This window comes from Xanthomonas sp. 1678, from assembly GCF_031455575.1.
Classification (GTDB): Bacteria; Pseudomonadota; Gammaproteobacteria; order Xanthomonadales; family Xanthomonadaceae; genus Xanthomonas_A.
The window spans coordinates 43,528-58,114 of sequence record NZ_JAVDSZ010000011.1; the positions used below are offsets into that span (position 1 = coordinate 43,528).

Below are 14,587 nucleotides of genomic sequence, written 5' to 3' on the forward strand. Positions count from 1 at the left end.
GCGGGACTTCAGCGCGCGGCGCCGCCGCCCTGCCCGCTCAGCGCACCCATGAACGGACGGTAGTAGCGCAGTTCGTCGATCGAGTCGTGCACGTCGCTGAGCGCGGTGTGCGAGGAGGTCTTGTTGAGTCCCGAGGCGATCGCCGGTGCCCAGCGCCGCGCCAGTTCCTTCAATGTGGACACGTCCAGGTTGCGGTAATGGAAGAAGCGCTCCAGCCGCGGCATCTGCCGGTGCAGGAAACGCCGGTCCTGGCAGATCGAGTTGCCGCACATCGGCGAAGCGCCGGGCTTGCACCACTGCGCCAGGAACGCCACGGTCTGCGCCTCGGCCTGGCCCAGGGTGACGTTGCTGTCGAGCACGCGCTGCCACAGCCCGGAATGGCGATGCTGGTTGCGGTTCCACTCGTCCATCGCCTGCAGCGTCTGCAGCGGATGGGCGATGGCGAATTCCGGACCCTCGGCCAGCACGTTGAGCTGCGTGTCGGTGACCACCGTGGCGATCTCGATGATCGAATCCTTGTCGGTATCCAATCCGGTCATTTCCAGATCGATCCAGATCAGACGATCGTTGTCCACGCGCGGTTCCGCCATAGCACCATCCAGTCGTTCGCGGCGGCGATGCCGGCGCGGGGGTTTCGTATCGGTCGCGCATGATAGCGCGCGCCGCGCAGCGGCTTCACGCCCGGCGGCAGCGCTCAGCCGCCGAGCAGCGGCCTGCCGCGCTTGGCGCGGAAATAGTTGGTCAGGCGCAGCCCGGCCGGTGCCGCCAGCACCCCGCCGCGCACCTGCACGCGGTGGTTGTGGCGCGGATCGGCCACCAGATCGAACACGCTGCCGCAGGCGCCGGTCTTCGGATCCGCCGCCGCGAACACCAGCTGCGCCACGCGCGCGTGCACCACCGCCATCGCGCACATCGCGCACGGCTCCAGGGTCACGTACAGAGTGCTGCCGACCAAGCGATGGTTGCCGAGCCGGCGCCCGGCCTGGCGCAGCGCCACGATCTCGGCGTGCGCGCTGGGGTCGTGCTCGGCGATGTTGAGGTTCCAGCCCTCGCCCAGCACCTCGTCCGTGGCCGAGACCAGCACCGCGCCGACCGGAATCTCGTCGAACTCGCGCTCGGCGCGGTCGGCAAGGGCCAGCGCGTGCAGCATCCAGCGTTCGTCGCGCGCGGCGCTGTCGTCCGCGCCGTTCATCGCGCCGCGGCGTGCTTGCGCACGAACTCGGCGAACACCGCCAGCGTGGCTTCGCTGACGTGGTGTTCGATGCCCTCGGCGTCGCGCCGCGCGATGTCCTCGTCGATGCCCAAGGCCAGCAGGAACTGCTCCACGGTCTGGTGCCGCTGCCGGCTGGCGGCCGCCAGCGCCTCGCCCTCCGGCGTCAGGAACACGCCGCGATACGGCCGCTGCACCACCCAGCCGCCCTTGACCAGGCGCTTGAGCATCTTCGCCACGGTCGGCTGGGCCACGCCCAGGCGCGCGGCGATGTCCACCTGCCGCGCCTCGCCGCCATCGGCCAGCAAGTCGGAGATCAGCTCCACATAGTCCTCGATCAGCTCCAGGCGGTGCGCCTCGCGCACCTGGCGGAAGCTTTCGACCTGTACCTGCGCGTCGAGCAGCACCGCCCCTGGCGCCGTCAACTTCCCGCTTTTCTGCATCGCAACGCCCTTGTCCGTGCCGGCGCACGCCGGCCGCCGCCTATTCTGGCCGAAATTGCGCCTATCGCCGCGATTCGATTTGCCAATGCTAAGTAGCATAGCAAGTGCTATATAATTCTTCGTGCTCCTTCCTCGCGCGCTTCCGCCATGGCCGATCCCCTGCCCGATTCCAACGCCGCCTGGCCGCAGGCCAGCGGCCCGCCACGGCGCAGCCTCGGGCGCATGAACGGCAGCGTCGCCGTGCCCAGCGGCGGCCTCGGCTGGCGCCGCTTCCTGGCCTTCCTCGGGCCGGGCTACATGGTTTCGGTGGGCTACATGGACCCGGGCAACTGGGCCACCGACATCGCCGGCGGCTCGCATTTCGGCTACCTGCTGCTGTCGGTGATCCTGCTGTCGAACCTGATGGCGATCGTGCTGCAGGGCCTGGCGGCGCGGCTGGGCATCGCCACCGGCCGCGACCTGGCGCAGGCCTGCCGCGAGTACTATTCCAGGCCGGTCAACTTCCTGCTGTGGCTGGCCTGCGAGGCGGCGATCGTGGCCTGTGACCTGGCCGAGGTGATCGGCACCGCGATCGCGCTGAAGCTGCTGTTCGGCATCCCGTTGACCGTCGGCGCGATCATCACCGCGGTCGACGCGCTGCTGGTGCTGTACCTGATGCGGCGCGGCTTCCGCACGCTGGAGGCGTTCGTGATCGCGCTGCTGCTGGTGATCTTCGCCTGCTTCCTGGTGCAGATCGCGCTGGCCGCGCCGCCGCTGCGCGAGGTGCTGGCCGGCTTCATCCCGCGTGCCGAAGTGGTGACCAACCCGGCCGCGCTGTACCTGGCGATCGGCATCATCGGCGCCACGGTGATGCCGCACAACCTGTACCTGCACTCGTCGATCGTGCAGACCCGCGCCTACGAACGCAACGACCAGGGCCGCCGCTCGGCGCTGCGCTGGGCGCTGACCGACAGCACCATCGCACTGAGCCTGGCGCTGTTCGTCAACGCCGCGATCCTGGTGCTGGCCGCGGCGGTGTTCCATGCACATGGCCGCACCGACGTGGAGGAGATCGAGCAGGCCTACGAACTGCTGGCGCCGATGCTCGGCGTCGGCCTGGCCTCGACCCTGTTCGCGGTGGCGTTGCTGGCCTCGGGCATCAACTCCACGGTGACCGCGACGCTGGCCGGACAGATCGTGATGGAAGGCTTCCTGCACCTGCGCATCCCGGCGTGGGCGCGGCGCCTGCTGACCCGTGGCCTGGCGATCGTGCCGGTGGTGGTGGTGACCTGGCTGTACGGCGAGCAAGGCACTGCCAAGCTGCTGGTGCTGAGCCAGGTGTTGCTGTCGATGCAGTTGCCGTTCGCGGTGATCCCGCTGGTGCGCTTCGTCGCCGACAAACGCAAGATGGGCGCGCTGGTGGCGCCGCGCTGGCTGATCAGGCTGTCGTGGGCGATCGCCGCGCTGATCGTGGCGCTGAACGTGAAGCTGCTCGCCGATACCCTGCTGCACTGAGCCGCGGCCGCCGCCTGCACAGCGCGACGCGCCAGGTCACGAACACAGCGGCGCGGCCTCCGACTTGCCGGACGTGCCGGCGTTGGCCCGCACCTGCTGCAGCGCGGCGGCCAGTTCGTCCAACCGATAGGGCTTGGACAGGATCTGCACGCCTTCGGCCTCGGCCGCGGACTTCGCCGCTTCCGCATAGCCGCTGGTGAGCAGGATCGGCAGCGCCTTGCGCCGCGTGCGGATTTCGTGGACCAGCTCCAGGCCGTTCATGCCGCCGGGCATCATGATGTCGGAGAACACGATGTCCACCGCGCGCTCGTTGGCCAGCGCGCCCAGCGCCGCCGCCGCGCTGGCCACGCGGGTGACCTGGTACCCCAGCTGGCGCAGCATCTCGCCGACCAGGGCCGCGACCTCGTCGTCGTCCTCCACCAGCAGCACATAGCCGGCTTCGCCCGGGGCACGGCGCGCGACCTGCACGTCCACCAGGTGCCGCTCGTCCGGTGCCGGCGCGCGGAACGAGCGCGGCAGCAGCAGATGGATCGCCGTGCCCTGCCCGACATCGCTGTCGATGTGGATGGAACCGCCGGATTGCTGCACGAACCCGTGCACCTGCGCCAGGCCCAGGCCCGAGCCCTTGCCGATGTCCTTGGTGGTGTAGAACGGTTCGAACACCCGCGCCTTCACCTCTGGCGCCATGCCGGTGCCGGTGTCGATGATCGACAGCCGGATGAAATCCGGATCGGTCTTGCCGGCGCCCGCCACGTTCTGCGCCCGCACCACGATGGTGCCGCCGTTGGGCATCGCATCGCGCGCGTTGACCGTGAGGTTGAGCACCACCAGCTCCAGTTCGCCGGGGTCCACCTCGATCGGCCACAGCTCCTCGGCGAAATCGAAATCCACGTGCACGTCGCCGCGCAGGCTGCGGTCCAGCAGCTCGCGCATGCCGCCGATCTGCCGGGTCAGGTCGACCGGCTCTGGCTTGAGTTCCTGTCGCCGCGAGAACGCCAGCAGTTGCCGGGTCAGTCCGGCGCCGCGTTGCGCGGCCTTCTGCATGCCGTCCATCAGCCGCTTGCGTATGGCCGGATCGGCCTGCGTGTCGAGCATCGCCAGGCCGCCGGAGATCACCATCAGCAGGTTGTTGAAATCGTGCGCGACGCCACCGGTCAATTGCCCGATCGCCTCGATCTTCTGCGCCTGGCGCAGGGTTTCCTCGACCCGGGCGCGTTCGTCCATCTGCGTGCGCAGCAGGCGGTTGGCCTCTTCCAGCTCGCGCGTGCGCGCCACCACCTGCGCTTCCAGTTCCTGCGCCGCCGAGGCCTGCACCTGCAGCAGCGAGCGCACTTCGTACTGGCGGGCGCGGGCGCGCAGCGCGGCGCGGATGGTGCTGGTGAAGGTGATGGCCTGCACCGGCCGTTCGAGCAGCGCGACGTTGCGCAGCGAGGCCACTAGGTTGCGGCGCCAGGCCACCACGGACGGTTGTTCCTGATGGCTGGTCAGCACCAGGAACGGCAGGTCCGACCAGGCCGGCTGCGCATCGGCCCAGGCATACAGCGCCGCCGCATCCTTGCCGAACAGGCCTTCCTCGGCGACGAACACCGCCGCGGCGCCGACGCCCAGCTCCCGCACCAGCGCGTCTAGGTCCGCGCAGTTGTAGGCCACCACACCGCCACGCCGCAGCAGTTCCACCGAAGCCGCGCCATCGCGCCCGATCGGCGCATGCACGAGGACGCGGTGCTCGGTCGCGTCGCTGCTGCTCATGCAAGCGTATCCAGCAGCGGCAGATCCTCCCCGCTGTAGCGTGGCGTTCCGGAGAAGATGCCGCTGAATCCCTTGAGCGGCGGACCGACGTGGATGCCGTCGCCGCTGAGGCGGAATTCGCGGATGGTGTTCTCGTGGCTGCCGCTGCGCTTCTTCACCACCGACAGCGCGCGGCGCACCGTACCGTTCACCTCGAAATAGCGCAGCATCAGCACCGAATCGCTCAGGTAGCTCAGGTCCAGCGGCGTTTCCATCGGGCCGACCAGGCCATGCTGCGCCAGCACCAGGATGGTCAGCACGCCCTGCTGGCCCAGGTAGCTGAGCAGCTCGTGCATCTGCAGGATCAGGAAGCGCTCGTCCGGCATCGCATTGAGGTAGCCGTTGAGGCTGTCGATGACGATGACCTTCGCACCGTCCACCTCCACGCTGCGGCGCACGGTCGCGGCGAACTGGCCCGGCGACATCTCCGCCGGGTCGATCTGCTGGAAACGGATCAGCCCGTTGTCGAGCTTGTCCTTCAGCGGCAGGCCCAAGGTCCGGGCGCGCGCCTCCACCGTGCTGCGGCCCTCGTCGAAGGCGAAGAACACGCTGTGTTCGCCACGCTCGGCCGCGGCGATGGCGAAGCTCAACGCCAGCGAGGACTTGCCCACGCCGGCCGCGCCCAGCAGCAGGACATTGGTGCCGCGCTCCAGCCCGCCGCCGAGCAGGCGATCCAGCTCGGCGTTGCCGCTGGGAGCGACTTCTTCGATCTGGTGATGCTTGTATTCGGCCGCGATCAGCCGCGGATAGATCTCCAGCCCGCCTTTTTCGATGGTGAAGTCGTGGTAGCCGCCGCGGAACTGGATGCCGCGCATCTTGATCACACGCAGGCGCCGACGTTCGGCGCCGTAGTCGATGGCCAACTGCTCCAGCAGCACCACGCCGTGGGTGATGGAATGCAGCTGCAAGTCGTTTTCCTGCGAGGACAGGTCGTCGAGCAGGATCACCGTGCACTGGCGGCTGGCGAAGAAATGCTTCAGCGCCAGCACCTGGCGGCGATAGCGCAGCGGACTCTGCGCAAGCAGGCGCAGTTCCGACAGGCTGTCCAGGACCACGCGGCTGGGATTGAGCTGTTCGATCTTGTCGAAGATCAGCTTGGTGGTCTCGGTCAGTTCCATTTCCGCCGGATGGAACACGGTGAGTTCGCGCTCCGGATCCAGCGCGGTCTCCGGCGGCACCAGTTCGAACACCTCGACCTGGTTCATGCTCCAGCCGTGGCGGGCAGCCACCAGGCGCAGTTCGCGCTGGGTCTCGGACAGGGTGATGTAGAGCACGCGCTCGCCATGCCGCGCGCCTTCCAGCAGGAACTGCAAGGCGATGGTGGTCTTGCCGGTGCCTGGCCGGCCTTCGTACAGGTAGAGGCGGTTGGCATCGACGCCGCCGCCAAGGATGTTGTCCAGACCCACACTGCCGGTCGAGATGCGTGGCAGGTCATCGCTGTTCACGTGCTCGGGCTGCGGTTGGGGTGTCATGGTCGTCCTTTTTGGTTGCATTTTGGATTGAAAGGCAGTGCTCTCCCACGGCGTTCCGCGGGCCACGCGCAGCGACTCGGATGCGAGTTCGCCCTGCGTCAGCACGCCTCGTCCAGATGTGCGGCCGGCGCACGCCCCCACGGGCACGCCCCATGCTCACGCATCATCGACGCCAAGCACACTACGTTCGGCAAAGTGATTTTTCTGTGTAGGCACAAGCGGCGTCGGACGCGCCGCCAACGGCCTTCATGTCATGCGCAATCGCGCCACAAACGGCGCCGATCGCCGGCCTGGTTTCATACCGTCGCGACGATGCGGGCCCTGAAAACAAACTGACTGGAGCCGGCCGGGCGCGAAGCACCGCGGCATCGGCGCGGCACGCCGTGGCGACGACATCGCCGGGCGCGGTGGCGAGGTCATGCACTGCCTTGCGAATCGAGCGTCCCCAACAGCTCGTGCATGCGATACGGCTTGGACAGGAAACGCGCCGTGGGCGGCAACGGCGGCAGCTGCGAGAGCGCGTAGCCGGACACCAGGATCGTCACGCAGTCCGGATTCATCGCCTGCGCGGTCCGCGCGACCTCGATGCCGCTCACGCCGCCGGGCATGCTGATGTCGCTGATCACGCAGTCGAACTGCCCGATGGCCAGTTCCGCCTGCGCCTGGATGCCGTTGGCCGCCTCGAGCACCTCGAACCCGGCATCCTTCAGAGCGAGGACCGTCACCATCCGCAGCAACGCGTCGTCCTCGACGTACAGGATCTTTCTGTTGGTCATGGCGTCAATTCGCAACGGGGATGTACATGGTGACCAGGGTGCCGTCCCCCTCCTTGCTTTCGATGGTCGCGAACCCGCCCGACTGGCCGGCGAATCCGAACACCTGGCTCAAGCCCAGGCCGCTGCCGCTGCCGACGTCCTTGGTGGTGAAGAACGGTTCCATGGCGCGCAGCCGCACCTCCTCGGACATGCCCGGGCCGTCGTCCTGCACCGCGACGCAGACGTAGTCCTGATCGGGCTTGGCTTCCACGTGCTGGGTCGCGTCGGACCGGCACAGCCGGGTGGAAATCACGATCCGGCCGTGCGGCATCGCATCGCGCGCGTTCGCGACAAGGTTCATCAGCGCCGCCTCGAACTGGCTGGCGTCGACGACGACGGTCGGCAGCGCCTCGGCGAGCGCGAACTCGCAGGCGATGCTCTCGCCGGCCACACGCCGATACAGCTCGGCGGCCTCGACGATCAGCGCATTGACCTCGTTCGGCTCGGGCACCAGGTCCTGGCCGCGGGCGAAAGCCAGCATCTGCTGCGACAGCCTGCTGCCGCGCTCGGCCGCGTCGGTCGCCGCGCCGATCAGCAGCTTGCTGCGTGCGTCGTGCTGGCTCTTGGCCAGCAGGTCCAGGCTGCCGACGATGATCGCCAGCAGGTTGTTGAAATCGTGCGCGATGCCCAGCGTCAAGCGGCCGATGGCCTGCACCTTCTGCGCCTGCGCCAGGGCGCGTTCGGCCTTGCGCAGGTTTTCGGCGGCGTTGAACTTTTCGGTGACGTCGCGGGTGACCTTTGCATAGCCCACCAGTTCGCCGTCCTTCCACACCGGATCGATGACGACGCTGGCGCGGAAATGCGAGCCGTCCTTCCTCACCCGCCAGCCCTCGGCCTCGTAGCGGCCTTCGCGCTTGGCCGTGTCCAGCCCCTTCCGCGGCAAGCCGTCGGCGGCGTCCTGCGGGGTATAGAACCGGGAAAAATGCTGGCCGATGATCTCGGCCTCTTCGTAGCCCTTGATGTGGCGGCCGCCGGTATTCCAGCTGAGGATGAAGCCGTCCGGGTCGAGCATGTAGATCGCGTAGTCGGTCACGCTCTGCAGGAGCAGCCGGTCTGCTTCGGTCGCAAGCGGAATGCGCATTCAATCAAGGTGGCGCTGTGAAGTGCACTCAAAGTAGCCAGCCATTTGTTAGTTTTTTGTGGATTTCGTCCCCGTTGCAGCGAATCGCCCGCGCGCCCTTGCCGCGCCCGGTGCAGGACAGCCAGCCGGCGGGACGTTAGGGGCTGCGCTTGCTGCAACCGGCCCGCTCCGGCACGTCCTGTCGCGCATCGCCATCGGCGGCTTCCTGGCCGCCATGGTGGATTGCCTTGGCCGGCGGGCTTCGCCTCGGCCGGCGTCGGTCGGCGCCAGCCGCGCCGGCGCCGGCGGGAATGCGCAGCGCGCGCGGGCTCGGTGGCCAACCCCGGGTTCGCGCCGCAGGCCGACCATCTCTTTAACATGATCGCCAGCGCCATCCTGACAACGCCTTCGAACAACGCTGCCGTGAAGCCGGCGCGTTGATCGGATCAGCGATCGGATCCGTCGGGTCCGATCGGCTTGCGGATAGCCAGCGCGATCTTCGTCCGTGATCGACGAAGATCCGAAAACCGGCACGCGCTGCCGCACGGTGTCGATGCCTTGGCCATGGGGATTTGCATGTCCTGATCCACAGCGATCCAAGCCGAGGCCATTGCAGGTAATCTTCGCCGCAATTTGCTGTGGCTGGAGCCGCTGATCTCGGACGAACTCTTGGAAGGTCGAGCGAGCAAGAGACCGGCGCATTCGAAACCGCGTTTGGCTTCTACCAAGAAGCCGGCGCAAACGACGGGAAGGAGTTTTGACATAATTGCGACAGCGTTCGCTTGGCGAAGTGGCTGGCGGTTGCTCGTCGCCGCAACGGCGTGTCTTGTCGGCGTCTCCACAGCCGCCGCGCACACGCCGACGCTTCCGGTCCAGACGCTGGAGAGTCCATCGATCGCGCGGCCGGTCGACCACGTCTTTGCCGGCACGATCGAACTCGACGTCGAGCAGGCCGATATCGCGCACAAGCTGTTCGTCGTTCGCGAGCGCATCCCGGTACAGCAGGCGGGCGCCATGACCCTGCTCTACCCACGCTGGGAAGCGGCGAGCCATGGACCGAGCCTCTCAGTAGTCGATCTCGCCGGGCTGCAGGTGGAGGCCGATGGCCGGCCGCTGGCATGGCGCCGCAATCCGCACGATCCGCACGCCTTCGATCTGGAGGTGCCTGCCGGCACGCGAACGATCGAGGTGCGGTTCCAGATCGTGGGCGCCGACGATGAGCTCTCGCCGGACCTGGTGGTCGTGCCCTGGCAGCGGCTGATCCTGTACCCGGCCGGCTGGTACGCGCGCAACTTGACCATTGCCGCGACCGTGACGTTCCCGGCGGGACTGCAGCCCTTCACCTCGCTCGTGGCGCTCGACACCCGCGATGGCAGATCGCGGTTCGCGCCAGCCTCGCTCGAAACCCTGCTCGACGCGCCGGTCTATGCTGCGCGCCACGCTCGGCAGCTGTCGTTGTCCGCGCTGGGACCGGCGACGGTGTCGGTCGACCTGATCGCGCGCCGGCCCGACGATCTGGCCGTCGCGACGGAGCGCATCGAGGCCCTGAGCCGCATGGTGGAGCAGGCGGGCGCCGTGTTCGGCGCGGCGCCGTTCGGGCACTACGCCTTCCTCGCCCGCATGGAGGACGACGGGTCGGCCGGGGGAACCGAGCACCGGAGGTCGAGCGAGATTTCCCTGCCCTCGAACTACTTCTCCGACTGGGAGGGACAGCTCAACAACCGCGATATCCTCGCGCACGAATTCGTCCACGCCTGGAACGGCCTCTATCGGACGCCCGCCGATCTGTGGACGCCGACGCCGAATGAGCCGCAAGGCGGCAGCCTGCTCTGGGTCTACGAAGGACAGACGGAGTTCTGGGGTCGCGTACTGGCCGCGCGATCGGGGCTGCGCACGCGCGAGGAGACGCTCGACAAGCTGGCGCTCGATGCGGCCGAAATCGCCAACCGCCCGGGCCGTGCCTGGCGATCGCTGTCGGACGACGTCAACTATCCCGCGTTCATGCTGCGCAAGGCGGTTCCATGGCGCGACTGGCAACGCCGCCGGGACTATTACCTGGAGGGCGTCCTGCTGTGGCTCGACGTCGACGCCCTGTTGCGCAAGCAGAGCGGCGGACGGCGCGGGATCGATGATTTTGCGAAGATCTTTTTCGCCGGCGCCGCGCCCGATGCGCCGACGCGGACCTATGTATTCGACGATGTGGCCAAGGCGCTGAACGCGGTCGCGCCGTATGACTGGCCCCGCTTCCTCCGGCGCTGGCTCGACGGCCACGCGGAACTCGACGTGTCCGAGGGGCTGGCACGCCAGGGATGGCGGCTGGCCTACAGCGACACCGCGACCGCAACGTACCGCCAGAACGAGAAGGAACTCGAGGTGACCGATCTGTCCTACTCGATCGGGTTGACGGTGGCCGATAGCGGGCTGGTCCGTTCGATCGCGTGGGATGGGCCGGCCTACCGCGCGGGCATCGGCCCAAAGACGAAGATCGTGTCCGTCGGCGGCGTGCCGTTCACGGGCGAGGGGCTGATCGAAGCGGTGCGCCATGCAGCGAACGCTCCGATCAGCGTGACGTTCGAGCAGGACGGCCGCACTGTCACTCGCACCCTGGAGTACCGCGGCACGCTGCGCTACCCGCACCTGGAACGGATCGCGGGACAGCCGGATCGACTGGGGACGCTGTTCGCGCCGCGGCAAAAATGATCCAGCCTCCGCTGCGCGTCGCCGGCGCTGCCGCCGCCCTGCCCTGCTGACCGGCGATCGGGGCGCGGCTTTTCCTCAGTCCCCAATATCGAAAGATCTTCCGAGCATGGCGATCGTCCCGAGTTGGGGGCAAGCACCTGCCTACGAGCTTCTGCGATGCGCGCGGCCCACTCCAGCATGGCAACCCGCGCCACGTCTTCCAGTTCCTTGTGGCTGGCACCGTCGCGGACCAGATGGACATGCCGGTCTGCACGGTCTGGACGAAGCGGCGAGAGCGCGGACATCGGTCGTGCCGGGATCTCTGCATCGGCAATGGCACGGCGCAGACGTGACTCGAGGCGTCCAGGGTGACCGCCCGGGCGATTTCACCAGTTCGCCGAGTCCCGCATGGCCTTCGCTGCCGACCGAGGAGCGCGTGGCCATGCAGCCGCGCGAAATGTCGGCCACGCCCCCGTCAGGGCCGCCGCTTGGCACGGCCATATATTATGGTCATCATATAAACAGAAAGGCGATGCGCCCTGCAGACGCCAATCTTGCCGAAGCCGTCCGCGCCCTGCGGCCGGCCCACATTGGAGACATGCCAGTGAATCTCGTCGACGAAATCGCCCCCGGCCTTTCCGGGCTTGAGACCCTGCAGGCGCTGATCGCCGCCGGAGGCCGACCGCCGATCGGCGATTCGCTGGACTTCACTTTCGTCGAAGCCGGCGATGGTTGGGCCGTCTTCGCAGGCACGCCCGGCATGCACGCCTACAACCCGATCGGCACCGTCCACGGCGGCTATGCCGCGACGCTGCTCGATTCGGCGTGCGGTTGCGCCGTACATTCCACGTTGTCAGCGGACCAGGCCTACACCACTTTGGAACTGAAGGTTTCGTACCTGCGCCCGATCACCGCCGACACCGGCCCGCTCCGCGCGGAAGGCCGCGTCCTGTCCGTCGGCCGCCGTGCCGCCTTTGCCGAGGCGACGCTGAAGGACGCCAACGCGCGCATCTATGCCAGCGCGACCTCGACCCTGCTGGTGATGGAGCGCCCGCAACGGCAGCGCTCCTGACCCGAAAAAACAGCAACTGCAAAGTTCGTCCGGATACGCCGGAAGATCCGCAACCGTCTCGATGGACCTTGGGACGGTCGCGTGCACCATGAGAGCGCCCTCCGGCACGTCTCCCTCACGCTCGAGCGCAATCTCGGCGAAGGCCCTTGGCGCTCCCAGCGCCGGAAAGCCCGCCGGCGGCACAGCCGCAGTCCAACGGCCATGAAGTCGCAAGCCTCACGACGAGCTTTACCGAGCCAGTACAGCGCATTGCCCCGGCGTTCGACGAGCTGCAGCGCATGTTCCGTTTCGCCGTCCACCGACATAGCGCTCCAGGATGCATCTAGCGGCGCCCAGGCATGCACGAAAGACAAACCGTAGATCGCGGCCGGGTCATTCCACCCATCGCTTGCTCTCGTCTCCTACGTTGAGGCCCGTCCAACGCGCCGCGAACGCCAGCATGTCGGCCGCCTCCTCGATCACCTTGCTGGTCGGCTTGCCTGTGCCATGGCCCGCTCGGGCATCGACCCGCAGCAGCCGCGGCCGGGGCCCCAGGTCCGCAGCCTGCAGTGCAGCGACATATTTATAGCTATGCGCCGGCACGACGCGATTGTCCGCATCGGCGGTCATCACTAGGATCGCGGGATACGGCTTGCCTGCCCTGACATTGTGATAGGGCGAATAGGACAGGAGGTTGCGGAAATCGGCCTCGCGCTCGCTATCGCCGTACTCGCCAAGCCACAAGGCGCCGCCGGTGAACTTGCCGAAACGCAGCATGTCCATGACGCCGACGCTCGGCAGTGCCGCCGCAAACAGGTCGGGACGCTGGTTGACGACCGCACCGACCATCAATCCGCCCGCGGAGTCGCCATAGATCGCGACGCCGTCGGACGGCGCCATCTTGTTCGCGCGCAGATACTCGGCCGCGCCGATCATGTCGTCGAAGCCGTTCTGCTTCTTCAAGCCGCGCCCTGCCGCATGCCACGCTGCGCCATATTCGCCGCCGCCGCGCATGTTGACGAACGCGACAGCGCCGCCCTGCAGAATCCACGGAGTCAGCATGGCGGAATAACCCGGCGGCATGCTGATCGCGAAGCCACCATAGCCGGTCAGGAGGGTCGGAACGGGGCCAGACGTACCTTTCCGCCGTGCGATGAACATCGGCACCCGCGCGCCGTCCTTCGACCGATAAAAATGTTGCGAGACGGCGATCGAGGCCAGGTCGGCGCCGATCTTTGGCGTTACCCATGCACCCACTCGTCCGCTCGCGACGTCATATCGATAGACCGTATTGGGCTGGTTGAAGCTCGCGTAGACGAAGAATGCTTCGCGATCCTCCGGCTCGCCGACGACAGTGCTCACGCTGCCGATGCCGGGCAAATTCACGATGCCCTCGGCGCTGCCATCAAGCTTGAAGCGGTGGATCTCCGATTTGGCGTCGACAAGGTAGGTTGCGAGGAGCCGCCCCCCGGACAGATATCCGCCGGTCAAGATGGCGTCCTGCTGCGGCAGCAGGTCCGTGAACACTGGCCTCGGCGCATCGAGATCCACGCTCACGATTTTCGATCGTTCGGCGCCCTTGTCGGTCATCAGCAGGAGCCTCGTGCCGACATTGCCAATGACCGACCATCGATCCCGTGCGTTCTCGATCAATGGGCGGGGCGATCGGCCGCGCCGCCCCAGGTCGACCACCGAGACGTCGGCATGCACCAGATCATCGCTCGAATAGACGATCGCATAACGGCCATCGGCGGTGAGGCCGGCAGAGTTGATCCGCCCAGGCTTCGATGGTGTCGCGAAGAACAGCGTGTCGTCCGCCTGTGGCGTGCCGATCCGATGGAAATAAATGGCGTGATTGAGAAGACTTGCGGCGTCGGCGGCGCCGCGCCTGGGTTCGGGATATCGGGAATAGTAGAAACCCGATCCGTCATTGGCCCATGCGATCTGCGTGAACCGTGCCCACTGCACGACGTCACCCGTCGCCTTCCCGGTTGTCACGTCGAGGACGCGGATCGTGCGCCAGTCGCTGCCGCCATCCTGCACGGCATAGGCCACGCGCGTCCCGTCTCGTGATGCCCTCCATTCCGCAAACGCGACGGTGCCGTCCTTCGACCATGCCGCGGGATCGATCAGGACGCGCTCGGCGCCCGCGCCGTCGCGCATGACCAGCACGGGCTGGTTCTGATCGCCCGCTTTGCGCGTGAAGAAGTAATGGCCCCCGCTCTTCTGCGGGATGCCGAGGCGCTCATAGTCATAGGTCGAGGCGAGCGATCGGCGGAAGACCTCACGGCCGGGCAGGTTGGAAAGGTACGCCGTCGTCAAGCGCTGCTGCGCGTGGATCCACGCCGCGACGTGCTTGTCGGTGCGGGAATCCCCTTCGAGCCAACGATAGGGATCCGGAACGGATACGCCGAACCGATTGTCGGCCACCATACCGCGCGTTGTCTCCGGGTACGCGATCTGCATGGTGTCCTGGCCGGGCGAAGATTCTTTCGTGCTCCCACCATCGAAGCAAGCCGTCTGCGCACCCGCCAACACGGCGGACACGCATAGTGCTTTCCCGAACCGTCGTCGG

At 67.4% G+C, this 14,587-nt stretch carries 11 protein-coding genes; 3 read left to right on the forward strand and 8 right to left on the reverse strand.

Going from position 1 to position 14,587, the window contains the following annotated elements; genetic code table 11:
• Positions 1 to 8: 8 nt before the first annotated feature.
• From orn to mntR, 3 genes are all read right to left on the reverse strand, one after another.
• Positions 9 to 590: an oligoribonuclease gene (gene orn, locus J2Y70_RS17835; protein ID WP_263394630.1), complete on the reverse strand. Its 582-nt coding sequence runs from the start codon at positions 588 to 590 to the stop codon at positions 9 to 11.
• Between the two features lie 104 nt (positions 591 to 694).
• A complete protein-coding gene (gene tadA, locus J2Y70_RS17840) occupies positions 695 to 1,192 on the reverse strand; it encodes a tRNA adenosine(34) deaminase TadA (RefSeq protein ID WP_309920532.1) in 498 nt (165 codons plus the stop codon).
• Positions 1,189 to 1,653, reverse strand: a complete 465-nt coding sequence (mntR, locus tag J2Y70_RS17845) for a manganese-binding transcriptional regulator MntR (protein WP_263394632.1) — start codon at positions 1,651 to 1,653, stop codon at positions 1,189 to 1,191. Before mntR ends, tadA begins: the two co-directional genes overlap by 4 nt.
• 147 nt (positions 1,654 to 1,800) lie before the next feature.
• On the opposite strand from mntR, the gene J2Y70_RS17850 reads away from it, so the two are divergent.
• Positions 1,801 to 3,147, forward strand: coding sequence for an Nramp family divalent metal transporter (locus tag J2Y70_RS17850; RefSeq protein WP_309920537.1), 1,347 nt, complete (start codon positions 1,801 to 1,803; stop codon positions 3,145 to 3,147).
• A 36-nt stretch (positions 3,148 to 3,183) separates the two neighbouring features.
• Here the strand turns inward: J2Y70_RS17850 and J2Y70_RS17855 are convergent, their stop codons facing one another.
• The 4 genes from J2Y70_RS17855 to J2Y70_RS17870 all read right to left on the reverse strand — a co-directional run bounded on the left by J2Y70_RS17855 (position 3,184) and on the right by J2Y70_RS17870 (position 8,303).
• On the reverse strand, positions 3,184 to 4,896 hold the full coding sequence (locus J2Y70_RS17855; protein WP_309920539.1) for a response regulator: 1,713 nt from the start codon (positions 4,894 to 4,896) through the stop codon (positions 3,184 to 3,186).
• Positions 4,893 to 6,407 (reverse strand): ATPase domain-containing protein, encoded by a 1,515-nt coding sequence (locus tag J2Y70_RS17860; protein WP_309920542.1) that lies wholly within the window; start codon positions 6,405 to 6,407, stop codon positions 4,893 to 4,895. The genes J2Y70_RS17855 and J2Y70_RS17860 overlap by 4 nt, the downstream gene beginning before the upstream one ends.
• A gap of 416 nt (positions 6,408 to 6,823) precedes the next feature.
• Entirely contained in the window at positions 6,824 to 7,183 is a 360-nt protein-coding gene (locus J2Y70_RS17865) for a response regulator (protein ID WP_309920545.1), read from the reverse strand.
• A 4-nt stretch (positions 7,184 to 7,187) separates the two neighbouring features.
• Positions 7,188 to 8,303: an ATP-binding protein gene (locus J2Y70_RS17870; RefSeq protein WP_309920548.1), complete on the reverse strand. Its 1,116-nt coding sequence runs from the start codon at positions 8,301 to 8,303 to the stop codon at positions 7,188 to 7,190.
• 780 nt (positions 8,304 to 9,083) lie between these two features.
• Between J2Y70_RS17870 and J2Y70_RS17875 the strand changes: the two genes are divergently transcribed.
• Both J2Y70_RS17875 and J2Y70_RS17880 read left to right on the forward strand, forming a co-directional pair.
• Positions 9,084 to 10,982 (forward strand): M61 family peptidase, encoded by a 1,899-nt coding sequence (locus J2Y70_RS17875; protein WP_309920551.1) that lies wholly within the window; start codon positions 9,084 to 9,086, stop codon positions 10,980 to 10,982.
• A gap of 583 nt (positions 10,983 to 11,565) precedes the next feature.
• Positions 11,566 to 12,033, forward strand: a complete 468-nt coding sequence (locus J2Y70_RS17880; protein ID WP_309920553.1) for a PaaI family thioesterase — start codon at positions 11,566 to 11,568, stop codon at positions 12,031 to 12,033.
• A 372-nt stretch (positions 12,034 to 12,405) separates the two neighbouring features.
• Here J2Y70_RS17880 and J2Y70_RS17885 read toward each other — a convergent pair whose 3' ends face one another.
• The gene (locus J2Y70_RS17885) at positions 12,406 to 14,559 is read right to left on the reverse strand and encodes a prolyl oligopeptidase family serine peptidase (RefSeq protein ID WP_309920556.1); all 2,154 of its coding nucleotides are present in this window, start codon (positions 14,557 to 14,559) and stop codon (positions 12,406 to 12,408) included.
• Between the last annotated feature and the right edge of the window lie 28 nt (positions 14,560 to 14,587).